The organism is Synechococcus sp. UW105, assembly GCF_900473935.1.
Taxonomy (GTDB): domain Bacteria; phylum Cyanobacteriota; class Cyanobacteriia; order PCC-6307; family Cyanobiaceae; genus Synechococcus_C.
On sequence record NZ_UCNN01000005.1, the window covers coordinates 79,059 to 93,946 of the forward strand.

General features: G+C 61.3%; 15 protein-coding genes. 8 read left to right on the top strand and 7 right to left on the bottom strand.

The annotated features are described in order from the left end of the window. Nucleotides 1–15: 15 nt before the first annotated feature. From DXY16_RS00940 to DXY16_RS00950, 3 genes are all read right to left on the bottom strand, one after another. On the bottom strand, nucleotides 16–1,104 hold the full coding sequence (locus tag DXY16_RS00940) for a glycosyltransferase (RefSeq protein ID WP_244281478.1): 1,089 nt from the start codon (nucleotides 1,102–1,104) through the stop codon (nucleotides 16–18). A gap of 35 nt (nucleotides 1,105–1,139) precedes the next feature. Beyond that, on the bottom strand, nucleotides 1,140–1,853 hold the full coding sequence (locus DXY16_RS00945; RefSeq protein ID WP_115118756.1) for a heme oxygenase (biliverdin-producing): 714 nt from the start codon (nucleotides 1,851–1,853) through the stop codon (nucleotides 1,140–1,142). Between the two features lie 75 nt (nucleotides 1,854–1,928). Next, nucleotides 1,929–2,354: a hypothetical protein gene (locus DXY16_RS00950; protein ID WP_115118757.1), complete on the bottom strand. Its 426-nt coding sequence runs from the start codon at nucleotides 2,352–2,354 to the stop codon at nucleotides 1,929–1,931. Nucleotides 2,355–2,386: 32 nt separating this feature from the next. On the opposite strand from DXY16_RS00950, the gene DXY16_RS00955 reads away from it, so the two are divergent. Then, on the top strand, nucleotides 2,387–3,775 hold the full coding sequence (locus DXY16_RS00955) for a ChbG/HpnK family deacetylase (protein ID WP_371410844.1): 1,389 nt from the start codon (nucleotides 2,387–2,389) through the stop codon (nucleotides 3,773–3,775). 18 nt (nucleotides 3,776–3,793) lie between these two features. On the opposite strand, the gene DXY16_RS00960 is transcribed toward DXY16_RS00955, so the two are convergent. Next, the gene (locus tag DXY16_RS00960; RefSeq protein WP_115118653.1) at nucleotides 3,794–4,747 is read right to left on the bottom strand and encodes a glycosyltransferase family 2 protein; all 954 of its coding nucleotides are present in this window, start codon (nucleotides 4,745–4,747) and stop codon (nucleotides 3,794–3,796) included. Between the two features lie 93 nt (nucleotides 4,748–4,840). Here DXY16_RS00960 and DXY16_RS00965 point away from each other — a divergent pair, with 93 nt between their 5' ends. The 5 genes from DXY16_RS00965 to DXY16_RS00985 are packed head-to-tail and all read left to right on the top strand — an operon-like array spanning nucleotide 4,841 to nucleotide 9,878. Continuing rightward, nucleotides 4,841–6,265 (top strand): NADP-dependent isocitrate dehydrogenase, encoded by a 1,425-nt coding sequence (locus DXY16_RS00965; protein ID WP_115118655.1) that lies wholly within the window; start codon nucleotides 4,841–4,843, stop codon nucleotides 6,263–6,265. A gap of 33 nt (nucleotides 6,266–6,298) precedes the next feature. Continuing rightward, a complete protein-coding gene (locus tag DXY16_RS00970) occupies nucleotides 6,299–7,000 on the top strand; it encodes a 2OG-Fe(II) oxygenase (protein WP_244281479.1) in 702 nt (233 codons plus the stop codon). A gap of 59 nt (nucleotides 7,001–7,059) precedes the next feature. After that, nucleotides 7,060–7,803 carry a hypothetical protein gene (locus DXY16_RS00975; RefSeq protein ID WP_115118657.1) on the top strand — a complete coding sequence of 248 codons (744 nt, stop codon included), beginning with the start codon at nucleotides 7,060–7,062 and terminating at the stop codon, nucleotides 7,801–7,803. After that, nucleotides 7,790–8,557, top strand: coding sequence for a phytanoyl-CoA dioxygenase family protein (locus tag DXY16_RS00980; protein ID WP_115118659.1), 768 nt, complete (start codon nucleotides 7,790–7,792; stop codon nucleotides 8,555–8,557). Before DXY16_RS00975 ends, DXY16_RS00980 begins: the two co-directional genes overlap by 14 nt. Further along, complete coding sequence (locus DXY16_RS00985) at nucleotides 8,544–9,878, top strand: (Fe-S)-binding protein (RefSeq protein ID WP_115118661.1); 1,335 nt, start codon at nucleotides 8,544–8,546, stop codon at nucleotides 9,876–9,878. The genes DXY16_RS00980 and DXY16_RS00985 overlap by 14 nt, the downstream gene beginning before the upstream one ends. Here the strand turns inward: DXY16_RS00985 and DXY16_RS00990 are convergent. Then, entirely contained in the window at nucleotides 9,875–11,335 is a 1,461-nt protein-coding gene (locus tag DXY16_RS00990) for a four-carbon acid sugar kinase family protein (RefSeq protein WP_115118663.1), read from the bottom strand. The genes DXY16_RS00985 and DXY16_RS00990 overlap by 4 nt on opposite strands. On the opposite strand from DXY16_RS00990, the gene DXY16_RS00995 reads away from it, so the two are divergent. Next, complete coding sequence (locus tag DXY16_RS00995) at nucleotides 11,317–12,612, top strand: FAD-binding oxidoreductase (protein ID WP_371410845.1); 1,296 nt, start codon at nucleotides 11,317–11,319, stop codon at nucleotides 12,610–12,612. The two genes, DXY16_RS00990 and DXY16_RS00995, sit on opposite strands and share 19 nt — an antisense overlap. Nucleotides 12,613–12,616: 4 nt before the next feature. Here the strand turns inward: DXY16_RS00995 and DXY16_RS01000 are convergent, their stop codons facing one another. Together DXY16_RS01000 and DXY16_RS01005 are read right to left on the bottom strand one after the other, a co-directional pair. Then, complete coding sequence (locus DXY16_RS01000; protein ID WP_115118664.1) at nucleotides 12,617–13,486, bottom strand: galactose mutarotase; 870 nt, start codon at nucleotides 13,484–13,486, stop codon at nucleotides 12,617–12,619. Then, entirely contained in the window at nucleotides 13,486–14,505 is a 1,020-nt protein-coding gene (locus tag DXY16_RS01005; RefSeq protein WP_371410846.1) for an alpha/beta fold hydrolase, read from the bottom strand. Before DXY16_RS01005 ends, DXY16_RS01000 begins: the two co-directional genes overlap by 1 nt. Before the next feature lie 53 nt (nucleotides 14,506–14,558). Between DXY16_RS01005 and DXY16_RS01010 the strand changes: the two genes are divergently transcribed. Beyond that, nucleotides 14,559–14,888: a hypothetical protein gene (locus DXY16_RS01010; protein WP_115118668.1), complete on the top strand. Its 330-nt coding sequence runs from the start codon at nucleotides 14,559–14,561 to the stop codon at nucleotides 14,886–14,888.

Consider the following 14,888-nt stretch of genomic DNA (forward strand, 5'->3'; position numbering starts at 1 on the left):
AGACCGCTCGCACCCTCAGGGTTTCCGCCCCACAGGCCAGCCAGGCAACCGATTGACCACCCGCCTCAACCCCCGCCACTGACGACTGAAGCGCAGACGCCAGAGCGGACGAGAGCGCAACACCGACTGCTGCTGCAGGGCCGGCAACAATCGATCCAGCGTGACCAGCAACGCCTGCCAACGCTGCTTGAGGGCCGATTCCGAATAAGCAATGAGGAATTGATCAAGTGCAGGCCCGGAGCAGCGCCAAGCAGCCTGATCTGCCACAGCAGCAGAGATCCTCTCCAGATCATGCTCAAGGCTGCCGCAACCGATCTGATGGCCGAGCTCACCAGGGGTGAGGGTGTCGGCGAGGGCGTGATTCAGGCTGCTGAATACCACGCAACCGCAGGCCATCGCTTCAAGAGGCGGCAAGCCGAAACCCTCACTCACACCAGCAGCACGCCAGTGTTCTGCGGAGTCATAGAGATAAACGCTGGCACTGTTGAACAAATCCACCAGATCCTCCACCCAGCCGTTCTGCACCTCCACCCGCAAACCACGAGCACGCAGTGCTGGGACTAACTGCTTGAGCACGTAATCACTGCTCTTACGCTGCTGCACCAGTACATCAATCACCCTTGGGCCACCGGCCCCGTAGCGATCTCCTCGCTCGAGCCACTGAGCTTCCAGGGCATTGGGCAACAGAAACAAAGGGTTTCTTGGGGCGCGATCCCCCCAGTAGCCGAGAGTGTTGCGACTGACCGCGAGCACAGGCACCCCTGGCGGCAGATCAAAGCCATAGCCGCTGCTATGGGCTTGATAAATCACTGAACGCCCCCGAAGCCGCCGCAACAGCACCGGCACATCAAAACCCCAGCTCACCAGCCAGAGGGAGGAGCCTGGAGCCTTCTCCTGCCGAAGCAGGTCATCCAGAAAAGGATGATCATCCTGCCGCTGGCGATAGGTGACCACTTCAGTGGGACGCAATGTGGAAAGCAGACGGGCTGTCTGCATGGCCACACTCAAACCACCACAACGAAAACGGGTTCCGGTGCCTGGCACCAGAACCCTGATCGGAGAAAGGCCAACGCCTGAGGGCTCAGAGCCGTTAGCAATCAGCACTGCATCACAGAAGGGGTGGATTCAATCCAGAGGAATCAAGCCGCAGCCGCCTCAGTACTCCCTGTGCGCTCACGACGGGTCAGGAAGCCGAACAGAACCTTGCCAATCGCAGCCACAAGATTGCCCTCCAGTTCCTTGAACATGTTCATATTCAGGTGGAAGGCATGGTTGGCTTCCTCAACAATGCGATCGGCCGTGGCCTGGTCGATCGGCAGCTCGTCCATGGTGGCCCGATAGGTTGTCTTGAAGGCCTTCTCATCGGCGATGTCCTCAAAGACGTAGAAGCGCAGGCCGTCGTCGCCCTTCATATTCATCGCTTTCTGGGCGATGTTCTTGAGGATCTGACCACCAGAGAGATCACCCAAATAGCGGGTGTAGTGATGTCCCACCAGCAGTTCAGGGGACTCCTTGGCCACAGCGTGAATGCGCTCGACGTAAGCGGCAGCAGAGGGTGAAGGCTGAATCTGTTCCTTCCAGCCCTCGCCGAAGTAGTAAGTCAGATCCTGCTCAAGAGACTCACGGCGGTTGAGCTGCTCCATCGCCACAGGACCAACCACGGGATGGTCCTCCAGCTTGCCGATCTCCTCCTCCATGGCGGTGTACACGAAGTAGAGGTCAGTCACCAACTTGCGGTAGCTGCCCTTGTCAACAACACCTTTGAGGAAGCAGCTCACAAAGCCGGTGTTTTCGGCCATGGTGTGCGACTTCTTGGTGCCTTCACGGAGCTGGGCAGCAAGAGCGACAGACATGGGTAAGAAAGGCGTAGCACAGACGAGAACCATAAAAGCCCTCTCCGGTCTGAGGGCCTCAGGGGTTGCGAAGGGTTACGAGACGGTGCTGAACAGAGCATGCAAATCACGACAAATCTGCTGTAGATGCAGCACCTGATCGGGCTGAGGCAGGTGCCGTCCACTGGGCTGCCAGTCCCCGACGGTGGCCAGGCGCCAGCGTTCGCCGTCGTAGGTCATTCCTCGCATCAGCACACCAAGAAGGGGTGAACTCTGCTTTCGCGGATCGGCCTGTAGGCGCAATTGCAACAGCAGGCTGCGGCACTCCAGCCGGGGACTCCAGCCGGGGAAATGGAAGGAGAAATCCAGGGTTTCCTGCTCGGTCCACTGACGGGTCTGAGGGTCGTCCCGCCAAGGCCGAAGGTTGGGCTTGGCAGCAGGGAAGTGCTGACGCACCAAGGTCACCGATGAAGCCAAGGCCTGGGCCTGAGGCACGCTGTGAATGGCTTCAGCTGCGTTCACACCACCGTCCAATCACCTATCGGTAAGGATGAATGCTTCCTGGTCTGTCTGCCAGCGGCCGTTACGGTTGCGACCGAGGTGTTCAGACCATGGCTTTCCGCTCGATCAGCACCCGCCTCAGCCTTTACGGAATGGTGGGCATCGTTGCCGCTGCTGTGCATTACGGCGTGCTGATTGCACTGCGATGGGCCATGCCCATCTGGCTAGCCAATCCTCTGGCGTTCTTGGCGGCCTCGTTGACGGGATATCTAGGCCACGCCCGCTTCACCTTCCGGCCGGAGACAGGCGGGGCCCGGTTCGCCCGCCGCTGGTTGGTGGTGCAGTACGCCATCAATCTCACCGTTTGCGGACTGCTACCGCTTGCACTGCCCGCAGCAACCTTGGCAACCCTGATCGGGACCAACGCCTCGATAGCAGTGCTGGACACCATTTTTGTCTTCACTCCCACGGTGCTCAATGCTCTGATCTGGTCGAGAGCGGCACGCTTCAGTCAACGACGGCGAAGCCATGGCCAGAGACCGCGCCTGCATGCCGACGACCTCGGACTAAGTCAGGCCACCAACGAAGCAATCCTGGGCCTGATCGAAGCCGGACAGCTGGATGGTGCCAGCCTGCTAGTCAACGGTCCGGAAACAAGGCCAGCCCTGGAGCGCTGGCATCAACTCGCCACCCTGAAACCAAACCAGCAGCTCTGCCTCCATCTCTGCCTCACTGAAGGGCCGTCGAGTGCGCCATGCGATGCCGTTCCAGACCTGGTCAACAACCACGGCCATTTCAATCTCTCCTTCGGACAATGGCTGCTTCTATCGCTCCTGCCGCGGAGCCATCGTCGCCGCCGCCTCGTGACAACACAACTCCGCCTCGAAATCTCAGCCCAGATCCAACGCTTCCGTCAACTCTGTGGATCCGATGCCATTGCCCTCGACGGCCACCAACACATCCATCTGGTGCCCCTCATTCACGACACGCTGCTCAGCCTCGCCGCTGAGCAGCGGATCACCTGGATGCGTAGCACCGCCGAACCATTGCCCACAGGGCTACCCCTGTGCTGCTGGTGGGACGCCATCCGCGGCGCAGGGTTACTCAAGTGGAGCGTGCTGCAACTGCTCAACGCAAAAGCCAGCAGACGACAGCGCCGACAGGGCATTGCCAGCAACAGCAGCTTTGCCGGAGTGCTCTTCACAGGCCAAATGAGTGGGGCACCGCTGCAAGCCTGCTGGCAGGAGCTGTGCAGCCGCAAGCTCCCTGACGACAGGTTGCAGACACCAGCGCAGCTGCTCGTGCACCCTGGTGCCCCGCTTGATTGTGATCTCAACGTTGCCGGTTTTGCCGTCTCAGCTCCTTTCGCCAGCTCCCCCTGGCGACAGCGGGAGTGGAGAGCGATTCAGCAGTTGATGCAGACCACAGGCACAGCCAACTGAAACCATCGCCAACCCCACTCAGCCATCTCGGTGGATGGTGCGGATGAAGTAGTGGGGACGAGCCTTCGCCTCGACATAGATCCGACCGATGTATTCACCGAGCACACCGATGCCGATCAGCTGAATCCCGCCAAGAAAGAGAATCGCCACGATCAGCGTGGCGAAACCTGGGGCATCCACTCCCGTGAACAGGGTGTCGAGAACGATCACCAGGGCATAGATCAAGCTCAGAAGGGAAACCACAATTCCGATCCCGCTCCAAACCTTCAACGGCAGCACCGAAAAAGAGAAGATGCCGTCAAGGGCATAGCTCCACAGTTTGAGGGGACTCCAGGAGGTGGTGCCACCGCTGCGACTCACCCGCTGATAGGGCATTTCCAGACTGCGAAACCCGGTCCAAGGCAACAAGCCCTTAGAGAAGCGGCTCGACTCACGCAAACTGGTGAGCGCCTCCACCACCGGTGCATCAAGCAAGCGGAAATCACCGGCCCCTTCCTTCAACTGGATCGAATCCACCAGCTTGTTGAACACCCGATAGAACCATGAGGCACTGGCCACCTTCAAGCGTGACTCTTGATCCCGGTCATCACGCACGGCAGTGACAACCTCCGCACCCTCACGCCACGCCTCGATCATCCCCTCAATCAACTCAGGTGGATGCTGAAGATCGGAGTCGATCAGCACCGCTGCAGAGCACTGACCACAGGCATGGTCGAGACCCGCGAGCATTGCCGCCTCCTTGCCGAAGTTGCGAGTGAGTTCCAACAGGGTCACTGCCCCATCACCCTCGCGCTGCCGGTCTTGCCGCTGAAAGGCTCGAATCTGGTCGACGGTGCCATCGCGAGAGCCGTCATCAATCAGCACCAAACGCTCCACACCCGGAACTGCCAACACCCGTTCAATGAAATGGGTGATCACGGCCTGTTCGTTGAAACAGGCAGCCACCACCCAAACACCTGCAGGTTTGGCCATGGGTCGTGGGGGCGGATCAGATCGAACTTTAGGGATCCCCCCCGAGTCATAGGCTCGCCCCAGCACAACGTCGCCATGCGGCACACCCCATCTATGGCCCAGTTCGAGAAGCTCACCGCCCCCACTCAGGGCACGCCAATCCGCTTCGAGAACGGCCAGCCAGTGGTAGCCGACAACCCGATCATTCCCTTCATCCGCGGCGATGGCACCGGCGTGGACATTTGGCCGGCCACCCAGAAGGTGCTGGATGCCGCCATAGCCAAGGCCTATGACGGCAACAAAACGATCGAATGGTTCAAGGTCTATGCAGGCGATGAGGCCTGCGACCTCTACGGCACCTATCAATACCTGCCGGAGGACACCCTTGAAGCGATCCGTACCTATGGCGTAGCGATCAAAGGCCCGCTCACCACACCTGTTGGCGGCGGCATCCGCTCCCTGAACGTGGCCTTGCGTCAGATCTTCGATCTGTATTCCTGTGTGCGCCCTTGCCGCTTCTACGCGGGCACCCCTAGCCCACACCGGCGTCCTCAGGATCTAGACGTGATCGTCTACAGGGAAAACACAGAAGACATCTATATGGGGGTGGAATGGGAGGCCGATGATCCTGTCGGGCAAGAGCTCCGCAAACATCTCAACGACGTCGTGATTCCCGCCAACGGCAAGCTGGGGAAACGCCAGATCCCTGTGGGTTCTGGCATCGGCATCAAACCGGTGAGCAAGCACGGCAGCCAGCGCCATATCCGCAAGGCGATTCAGCACGCCCTGCGCCTCCAGGGCGATAAGCGCCACGTCACCCTGGTGCATAAGGGCAACATCATGAAATTCACCGAGGGGGCGTTCCGCGACTGGGGCTATGAACTTGCCACCAGTGAATTCCGCGATGTGTGCATCACTGAACGGGAGAGCTGGATCCTCGGCAACCTCGAACAAGATCCAAACCTGAGCGTGCAGGCCAATGCCCGCATGATTGAGCCTGGCTACGACAGCCTCACCCCTGAGAAGACAACCGCCATCGACGCCGAAGTGCAGAGCGTGATCGACGCCATTGGCTCCAGCCACGGAAACGGCAAGTGGAAGCAGATGGTGATGGTCGATGACCGCATCGCCGACAGCATCTTCCAGCAGATCCAGACCCGTCCCCAGGAGTATTCGATCCTCGCCACCCTCAATCTCAACGGTGACTACATCTCCGATGCCGCCGCGGCCATGGTGGGGGGGCTTGGCATGGCCCCCGGTGCCAACATCGGTGAAACAGCGGCCATCTTCGAGGCCACCCACGGCACAGCACCGAAACACGCCGGCCTCGACCGCATCAATCCCGGTTCCGTCATCCTCAGTGGCGTGATGATGTTGGAGTTCCTGGGTTGGCAGGAAGCCGCGGACCTCATCACCAAAGGTCTAAGCACCGCGATCGCCGACAAGCAGGTCACTTACGACCTGGCCAGGCTGATGGAACCTCAGGTGGAGCCGGTGAGTTGCAGCGGCTTCGCCGACGCCATCATCAACCGATTCTGAACGAGGCGTCCCGCCCGCGACGTTTCACCAGTCATGTCAGCCCCGATCCCAACACGCTCAGCAGCCCTTGAGGCCGTGCTGGCGGGGGATCTGGCACTAACCCGCTGGCATCCCAAGCTCGACCATCTCGCCATCTCCGAGCTCTGCCGACAACTGAGAGTGCCGAGTCACGACAAGGCCTGGGCCACCACACCCTGGGGCCGCACCCTGCCACGCAGCTGCGTGGGTACGGCCCCAGATCGCTACCGCGGCACTTTGGCGCTGCAGCCCATGCCTTTGCTGCAACAGATGGAGGAGCTGTTCTTTCAACCGATCGCAACTCTCTTCAGCGATCACTTCGGCACACCGCTCAAGGAGCTCGAACTTGAAGATGGCACGCGTGTTCCGGGCTGGGCTCTGCGGGAGATGGCAAACGGAGGCGGCATCCCCGAACACTGCGAACGGGACTGGAATCCTGTGAACCTGATTGAAAATGGAACCCTGCTGCCTGCAGCCTTCGAACCACGCTTTCAAATGAGCTTTCTCTATGGCGTGGATTCAGCCACTACAGGCGGCGAGTTGCAGATCAGCACCAGTGGCGATCAGGTCAAACTGAACCCTGGAGAACTGCTGCTGTTCAACGCCGGCTACCACCGACATCGGGTGTGTCCCACAGGCGGCCCGAGCCAACGGGTGGTACTGGGAGGATTCCTACGTCTTCATCGCAGACACACGCACCTGCATTGCTACGTCTGACGCCACCAATCGGCGCGGTCGCTCTATGCGAATACCGCCTCAACGATCCAGAGAGAGGCATGGATCTATCAGTCCCCCTTCCCCCGCCTGGCCAACGCCAGCAGTGGGAGCAATGGCAAGAGGTCTGCGCACGCATCGACCGTGCCCTGCGAGGGGCAAAGGGGGTGCTGCGGGAACCCTGGCTTGAATTCGACCATCCCTTCCGAGACGCCCCTGGTGTGTTTTTCCGTTTGGATCACCGCCGCGGACCACGCCAGCAAGGGGTGCTGGAAGCGCGCCGACAGTTGCTACCAAGCCTGACGACCACCTGGCTCATACCGGAGCCAGGCGGAGGTGATCTGGGCATCAGCCATTGCGGTTTTTTCCCAGGCCGTCCCAGCCATCAGCAAGGCAGGATCCGACTCAACCTCACCGGACCCCACCAATGGTCCTGGCTGCAGAAGCAGGCTTCTGATCTGTGCACGCCAGGCCTGCATCGCTTGCTCAATCAGGCCAGCCTCTGCTGGTCAGCCACCCTCGATTGGGGGGGAGAAGGCCTCGACCAACTCGGGTTTGAACTGTTCCCTGCCGGACGACTGCAACGAGGAAGCGCCGCTGATGCTCCGGAAGTACAGGCCCTCCTCCACACCCTGGCTCCCTGGTGCCCTGCAGCGGCAATCGAGCACTGCCGTCGCCGCCATCACAACTGGCATCAAGAGGTGGCACCGGGCCATACCGAAGGATTCAGCCACATCAAACTGAGCCCCCATAGCGATGGCACCTGGTCCATGAAGCTCTATCTGCTGAGCCATGCAACTGGCTGACGCCACATTTGAACGCGATGGTTTCGCGCTGGTGCCCCAACTCCTCGATGGCGCAGCATGCAACCAATTGCTTGCACTCATCCCGAAGATCTTGAAGGCGGCCGAACGATGGCAGAGCGTAGGTGTGCCGCTCTGGTTTCTGCAGGATGACCTACCCGAACTGACGGCCCTGCTCCAGCAGCCCACTCTGACCACAAGGCTTCAAGCATGCTGCGGTCTCGATGAGACCGCCCTGCAGCTGCTGGCGGTGACGCTCTACAACAAACGACCCGGAGACCCTGGCACCGCCTGGCACCAGGACGCCCGTTACATCCCAGCGGATCAGCTGGCCGCCCTGACCCTCTGGCTGCCGCTGCAGGCGATCGACTCCAGCAACGGACCGATCCAATTCGTGCCGGGAAGTCAGAACCACTGTCTGATATCACAACCGCAACCCGCCAGAACCGCTCCGACCGGACTGTCCCAGGCCAAGCCCAGCGTGGCGGCACCGATGGCCTTCGGGGATGGCACCGTGCACACGCCATGGACGCTGCATGGATCCAGAAGCAATCGCTCCGCAGCCACACGCCGCGCCCTGATCGTCAATTACCTCAGCGCCCCACTCCGACTGAATCGCAAGCCAAAACTGCATGGACAGTGCCATCCAGAGGTCGTGAACCAGCTGAGGGAAATCAACCACCAGACCCTCTCGCAGCGGCTCCAACGCCCAGAGATCCAGCCCAGCCCATCAGAATGGAACTATGGCCAGCTCTGATCCCTCCGACCCCTGCGTGCATTGCGGCTTCTGCCTGCCGACATGCGCCAGTTACCGGGTGATGGGAACGGAGATGGACTCTCCCCGCGGCCGCATCCATACCCTCAAAGCGATTGACGCCGGGGAACTGGAGCTGGATGCCACTGTGGCCTCCCATTTCGACAGTTGCCTCGGCTGTTTCGCCTGCGTCAGCGCCTGCCCATCGGGAGTGCGCTACGACCAACTGATCGAAGCCACCCGTCCCCAGCTGAACAAACCCGAACTGCGCAGCTGCTGGCAGACCCGTTTTCGCCAACTGCTGCTGCAGGTGCTGCCCTATCCGAAACGCCTGCGGGCCCTGCTCACTCCCCTCCGGGCCTACGCCGGCACTCCTATCCAAGACCTCATGCGCCGCAGCGGTTTCGTGCGCCTGCTTGGGCCGCAGCTGGAAGCGATGGAGTCGCTCCTGCCCAAGTTGGCAGAGGAAGGCTTCCGCGATCAGTTCCCTCACATCAACCCGGCCCAGGGAGAGCAACGCGGTCGTGTAGGCCTAGTGCTTGGCTGCGTTCAACGCTGTTTTGACCCGGCAGTCAATGCGGCCACCGTGGCTGTGCTCCAGGCCAATGGCTACGAAGTCGTGATCCCCTCCAATCAAGGCTGTTGCGGTGCGGTGAGCCATCACCAAGGCCAGATGGAACAGACCAGAGATCTGGCAAGCGCCCTGGTGGAGAGCTTCACGAGCGACCAGATCGATCCACCACTCGATGCCGTGCTGGTGGCTGCCTCCGGCTGTGGCCACACCATGAAGGCCTATTCAGAAATCTTGGACGGTGGATCTCAAGCCGATGGCTTTCACTGCCCGGTTCAAGATGTTCACGAGTTCCTCTTCACCAAGGGACTCTCCAAGCCATTCCAGCAATCCCTGCAACCTCTGTCCCATGCCAACGGGCAAAGGGCCAGTGCCGATCAACCGCTCGTGGTGGCGTATCACGATGCCTGCCACATGATTCACGGCCAAGGCATCAGCCATCAGCCTCGCCAGCTCTTAGAAACCATTCCCCACCTCCAACTGCGCGAAGCCACCGAGGCAGGCGTCTGCTGCGGCAGCGCCGGCATCTACAACCTGGTTCAGCCGGATGAAGCCGCCGAACTGGGCCGGATCAAGGCTGCTGATCTCAGCGGCACCGGCGCCAGTGTGATCGCCAGCGCCAACATCGGTTGCAGCCTGCAGCTGCGGCGTCATCTACCTGCCACCAGTCACACAGCGGTGGTCAACCACCCGATGGAACTGCTGGCCCGCTCAGCCTCCCTGATCGGAGCCAAGACTGAAGGTGTGGTTTAGGCGTCGCCTTGCATCAGTCTCCAGGCCTCGAAAAGGGTGTTGTCATCACCAAGATTCCCAGGGAAGGTCACGATCGGCAAACCTGCGACAGCGCTGGAGGCCCCGTCCTTCATCGGACGCACGAGCGACAACCCTGGCAAGAGCTGGCCCTCCAGCTGCATGGCAGGCAACTGCAATCCCTCTGCCAGCAAAGTGCCGGTCGTTATGCCCCCCTTGCTGATGACGTACCCGAGCTGGTTTGCCACGGCGGCCACCAGGCGCCCCATCAATCGGGCAAGAGCCATCCCGAAGTGCAATCTGCGAGCGGCGGCGGCCTCTCCTGCGCCGAAGTGCAACTCACCACGGCTGGTGTAGAGCACCGGCGTACACCCCGAGAGCAAAATCTGCTCTAACTGATCTCTCCATTCCGCCTCGAGGTCAGCCAGCAGCCATTCGGCCTGCCCCCCATCCAACACACGGGCAATCCTGGCGACAGGAAGCTCCACACCAAGGCAGCCTGACTCCTGCAGCAATCGCCGAAGCTGCCGATCAGCCAAAGGCACATGGGAACCGAGCAAGACCAAGCCTGGAAGTGCGCCACCATTGGGTCCTGACGCGACCCGTCGCAGTCCGGCTAGCCCGACTGCATCCATCGGTTGCGGCCCTAACGGCTCAGGGCCACCATCCACCAGACCATTGAGCAAACTGGCAGCAGAGCGGAACAAAAAGCGTTTGCGACCTTGCAACTGGCGCACCGCCACTCCCAGTGCCTGCAACTGTTCCGGCCGAATCGCATCCACCACAACCGCACGGTTGTGCTCCATCCCAGTCAGCCGAGCCACCAAGGCCCTTAAGCCGGAGGGACCCCCTTCAGCACAGACGGAAGCAGCGGCGCCATCCAAAAGCTCCAAATCCAGCCGGACCACGGAAGCTGCCGAGATCCGTCCGGCGCTCTTCTCCTCCAACCAAGCCGCCAAATCGCTGGTGCTGTAACCAAACAGCCGATCCTGAGCGAAGGCCGTCGTATGTACAGGCTCACCATGGAGCAAATGCACACCATTGATGGTGGTGCGTCCCCCCGGAAGGAAAGCAGGGACATGAAGGGTGGCATCCACAGGTTCAAAGCGGGCCTGCCATTCCTGTGCCAGCACCTGTGGCTCCAGCACCCCATGGCCCCGCAGCGTGGAGTCACCGCGGCTTACCAGCAACACCTCCTGAGCAGCCAGGTTTTCCAACTGCATCGCCTCCGCCAAAGCCACCACAATCTCCCGATTTCGAGCCTCTGCCTCTGGGGCCGTCAGAGCCCGGGTGTTCGCCAGGACAAACAACAACGGCGAAGGGTGGCGCAAACCACGCCGCAGCGTCTCGACATCCCAACGCAGCAGCAACGGACAGCTGTGCACCGTCTGAGATCCGGTGGGATCATCATCGATGACAACGATCGTTCCAGCTTGCCGCGGTGGCACAGGCGAGGTCATGGCACGATCATCTTCCGCACCACCCCAGCACCATCAGCCGTTCCGCCGCTCACCACGAACCCACCGCTTTGCCAACACCGCTGACACCCGACAGCCTGGCGGACTTGCAGACGATGGTGCGAGAGCTCTATGCCACCAGCAGCCCCTGGATCCCCTCCGGACTGGGCACCCGGATGCACTGGGGAGCAGCCCTGCAACCGTCCCCTCTGATCAGCCTGCGCCAGTGCAACACAGTGCTGGACCATGCCGTTGATGACCTCACGATCAGTGTGCAGGCAGGCCTGAGCCTGACGGATCTGCAAGCAGTGCTGGCGGAACAGAACCAGTGGCTGCCCATCGACTGGCCCTGGGGCAGTAGCCACCAGCCCACGACAGCCGGCACGGTGGGGGGGCTGGTGGCTAGAGGTCTGACAGGGGGGCTGCGCCATCGGCATCTTGGTGTGCGTGATCAAATCATCGGCATCGGCCTGATCCGCAGTGACGGTGTCGAAGCGCATGCCGGCGGCAGGGTGGTGAAGAATGTGGCTGGCTACGACCTGATGCGCCTGCTCTGCGGCAGCTGGGGCAGCCTTGCCCTGATCAGCGAACTCACCCTGAGGGTGCAGCCGATTCGACCAGCGCGGGCCCTCCTCAACCTAAAGGGGGATCTGGATGCCCTCGAAGCCTGGCGAGCGGAGGTGGTCGCGAGCACTCTCACCCTGGAACTGCTCAACTGGCAGCAAGATCCCATCCAGGGGCTAGGCATCCAAGCGGGGATTGCGAGCGTCAGCGATGCAGCGGTCACAGACCAGCTCAACCGCCTCGAGTCGCTCGCAGAGTCCCACCGATTGAAAGCGGAACGACACCCCTGGGATGGACCATTGCCACCGCCTGCGGCACGACCAACTGACGCAGGCGATCAAGGTTCTCAGCAGTGGCTGCTGCGCATCAGCCTGCCTCCCAGCCAAGCGCAAGCTCTGTTCAGCAGCCGGGAAACACAAGCACTGAGAGATTGGCATTGGCTCCTAGCTGCAGGGGCTGGATGCGGCGATGCCTGGAGTGATCAAGCGAGCACAAGGGCGCAGGTGCAGGCCCTGCGCAGGCGCGTGGAAGCTCTGGGCGGCCGGCTCAGCGTTTTGATTCAGCCCGCCAGCCAGCCTCCAGAAGAAACGCTGCCGGCATGGACGGATGCCCCATCACGGCCCCTGATCGAAGCGGTGAAGCGCCAGTTCGATCCCCGCCTGCAACTCAGCCGCGGCCGCCTACCCGGCGTGGCCAAACCTGTCACCATCGCTTGAGCCTTCAACCTCCACTGACCCTGTAGGTGCAGCGAAGCTCCAGGCTCTCACCTGCCGCAAGCTGCAGTTTGCAGTCACCACTGAGCAGCGCCTGCCGAGGTCCAGTCCAAGGCTCCAGACAAATCATGGGTCGAGGTGGCTCAGTCCAGATCACGGTGAGGTCCATCGGTGCAGGCTGCTCAAGCTGCACCTTGATGCCAGCCCGTTGATCGATGAGAGTCACCGGACCCTCTGCGTCGCGACAGAGAAAATCCACACCCTCAGGCAGGCGGGCCAGCTGCGAGGCCGTGTCCTCCTCCGCCATCTCCAGATGATTCAGGCAGCGAGGGGGCAGGCCCTCGAGGCGGGAACAGCCCAGATCAGTCACCTTGAAATAAGGATGGAGACCGAAGCTAAAAGGCATCACCCCAGAGCCATTGCCCGTATGGGTCACCGTGGTTCTGATCTCCAGCGCCTGAGCTAACGGCCGAAGCGCCATCACAACCTGAAACGGGAAGGGAAATGCCGCTCGCGTTTGCTCGGTATCCGTGAGCGTCAGCTGAATACCGCTCTGATCATCAAGCAGCTGGAGCTGCCAGGGCAAATCCCGGGCAAAGCCATGCTGTTTGAGGGTGTGATTCACCCCATCCACCGGAAGCATATCCCCGGGAAGATTGCCGCAAATCGGAAACAACACCGGAATGCCACCCCGAATGCTCTTGCCAGGATCGGCGAAGCGGGTCTGATCGAAATACAGCAACTCCCGACCATCGCAACACCACGCGGTCACCAATCCGCCCCGTTCAGGAACAATCCGCAGGCGATCACCGTTGCTGGGATGGACAAACTCCCAGTGGGGATAGGGCAGGGACTGCTGGATCAGCGTCATGGCCATCAGCTTGGGCCATCCAAGTGTGGCGCGGCCGTTCGTTCCAATGACAGACCTTGCAACCAGTCCAGCATTGCCCGATTCACCTGTTCTGGCACCTCGTCATGGGGGCAATGACCAGCCTCCAACACCACTTCAGTGGTGGCCGCAGGCGCATGGCGCTGAAAACTGGCTCGCCGCCCGGCGGCGTTGATCCAGGGGTCGCGGATGCCCCAAAGCAGCAAGAGCGGCGCTTGCAGCTGGGAGAAGAACGCATCCAGCGGCTGGCCCTTGGGGATGTCAAAGACGGTGCGAAAGACCCCGAACGCCCCAGGGTCACAGGAGGGCACCCGGATCGCCTCGACCAGCTCATCATCGACATTGGTGGGGTCGAGATACACCTGATTCAGGGTGCGCCTGATCGTGGCCGGTCGACGCATGTTTTCAAACAGCACCCTCTGAAGCAAGGCACTGCGCAGTAAGGCCATGCCAATGGTCTTACGGGCAATCGCACCCCACCCCTCGGGCTGCCTCTGTTCATCGCTGAAGGGGCCGGCCGCATTCAGCAGCACCACACCAGCGCAGTCGTCACCAAGGGCAGCACCGGCGGCAAGAGCCGCAAAGCCCCCGAGAGAATTACCCACAATCACGGTGGGACGGCCAATCCGCTCGCGGATGTAGGCGATCAGCTGATCACGCCAGAGCGCACCGCCGTAGGTGAGACCTGCCGGCTTGGCACTGCGACCAAAGCCAAGGAGATCCAGGGCATGGACCTCATGTGTTCGAGCGAGGACGGGAACGTTATGGCGCCAATGGTCGGTGGAGGCACCGAAGCCATGCACCAACAGCACAGCAGGATTCTGTGCCGCAGCTCCTGCAAGCTCTGAATCCCTCGGGCCACAACACAGGCAATGCACCGCATGGCCGAGGTGAGACCAGGGATCGCGGCGGACATCCGGCAGGCGCAGGCTGACCAGATCCTCATGGTGACCATCGCCAGCAAGGTCGTGCACTTGATCCGGAACCCTTTCTGGAGCCATGGTCACGTCAGATCCCACCTGGGGCAGTGATGCTATAGAGCCTCTCCAGCACTTGTGCCGTGGACGCGTTCACCCTTGGCTATGGCCCCCTCAACGATCCGGCCATCCTGCGAGGCTCGCTGTTCTGGGCGTTAGCTCTGTATCTCCCTCTGAGCAGGCCACTCGGCCGCTTTGAATCCAGCCTGATTGATGGCCCACTCAATAGCCGCTGGCAACAGGTGGCACTCTTGGCGAGCAGCCTGCTGCTAGCTCTCGCTGTCGGATTAGGCGTGCAGCTGCTGCTCAGCTGGACCCTTGGGCCAGGGTGGGGCTCCAGCCTGGCACTGATCACCGTGGGTTGGAGCCTGTTTCTGCTGGTGGCGAGCAGCCAACAGCAAGATGAGCGCTGA

Coding starts and splice junctions, on each gene's coding strand:
- DXY16_RS00945 (WP_115118756.1), bottom strand. CDS start 1,853: ATGTCTGTCGCTCTTGCTGCCCAGCTCCGTGAAGGCACCAAGAAGTCG.
- DXY16_RS00955 (WP_371410844.1), top strand. CDS start 2,387: ATGCTTCCTGGTCTGTCTGCCAGCGGCCGTTACGGTTGCGACCGAGGT.
- DXY16_RS00960 (WP_115118653.1), bottom strand. CDS start 4,747: ATGGCCAAACCTGCAGGTGTTTGGGTGGTGGCTGCCTGTTTCAACGAA.
- DXY16_RS00965 (WP_115118655.1), top strand. CDS start 4,841: ATGGCCCAGTTCGAGAAGCTCACCGCCCCCACTCAGGGCACGCCAATC.
- DXY16_RS00970 (WP_244281479.1), top strand. CDS start 6,299: ATGTCAGCCCCGATCCCAACACGCTCAGCAGCCCTTGAGGCCGTGCTG.
- DXY16_RS00975 (WP_115118657.1), top strand. CDS start 7,060: ATGGATCTATCAGTCCCCCTTCCCCCGCCTGGCCAACGCCAGCAGTGG.
- DXY16_RS00980 (WP_115118659.1), top strand. CDS start 7,790: ATGCAACTGGCTGACGCCACATTTGAACGCGATGGTTTCGCGCTGGTG.
- DXY16_RS00985 (WP_115118661.1), top strand. CDS start 8,544: ATGGCCAGCTCTGATCCCTCCGACCCCTGCGTGCATTGCGGCTTCTGC.
- DXY16_RS00990 (WP_115118663.1), bottom strand. CDS start 11,335: ATGACCTCGCCTGTGCCACCGCGGCAAGCTGGAACGATCGTTGTCATC.
- DXY16_RS01000 (WP_115118664.1), bottom strand. CDS start 13,486: ATGGCCATGACGCTGATCCAGCAGTCCCTGCCCTATCCCCACTGGGAG.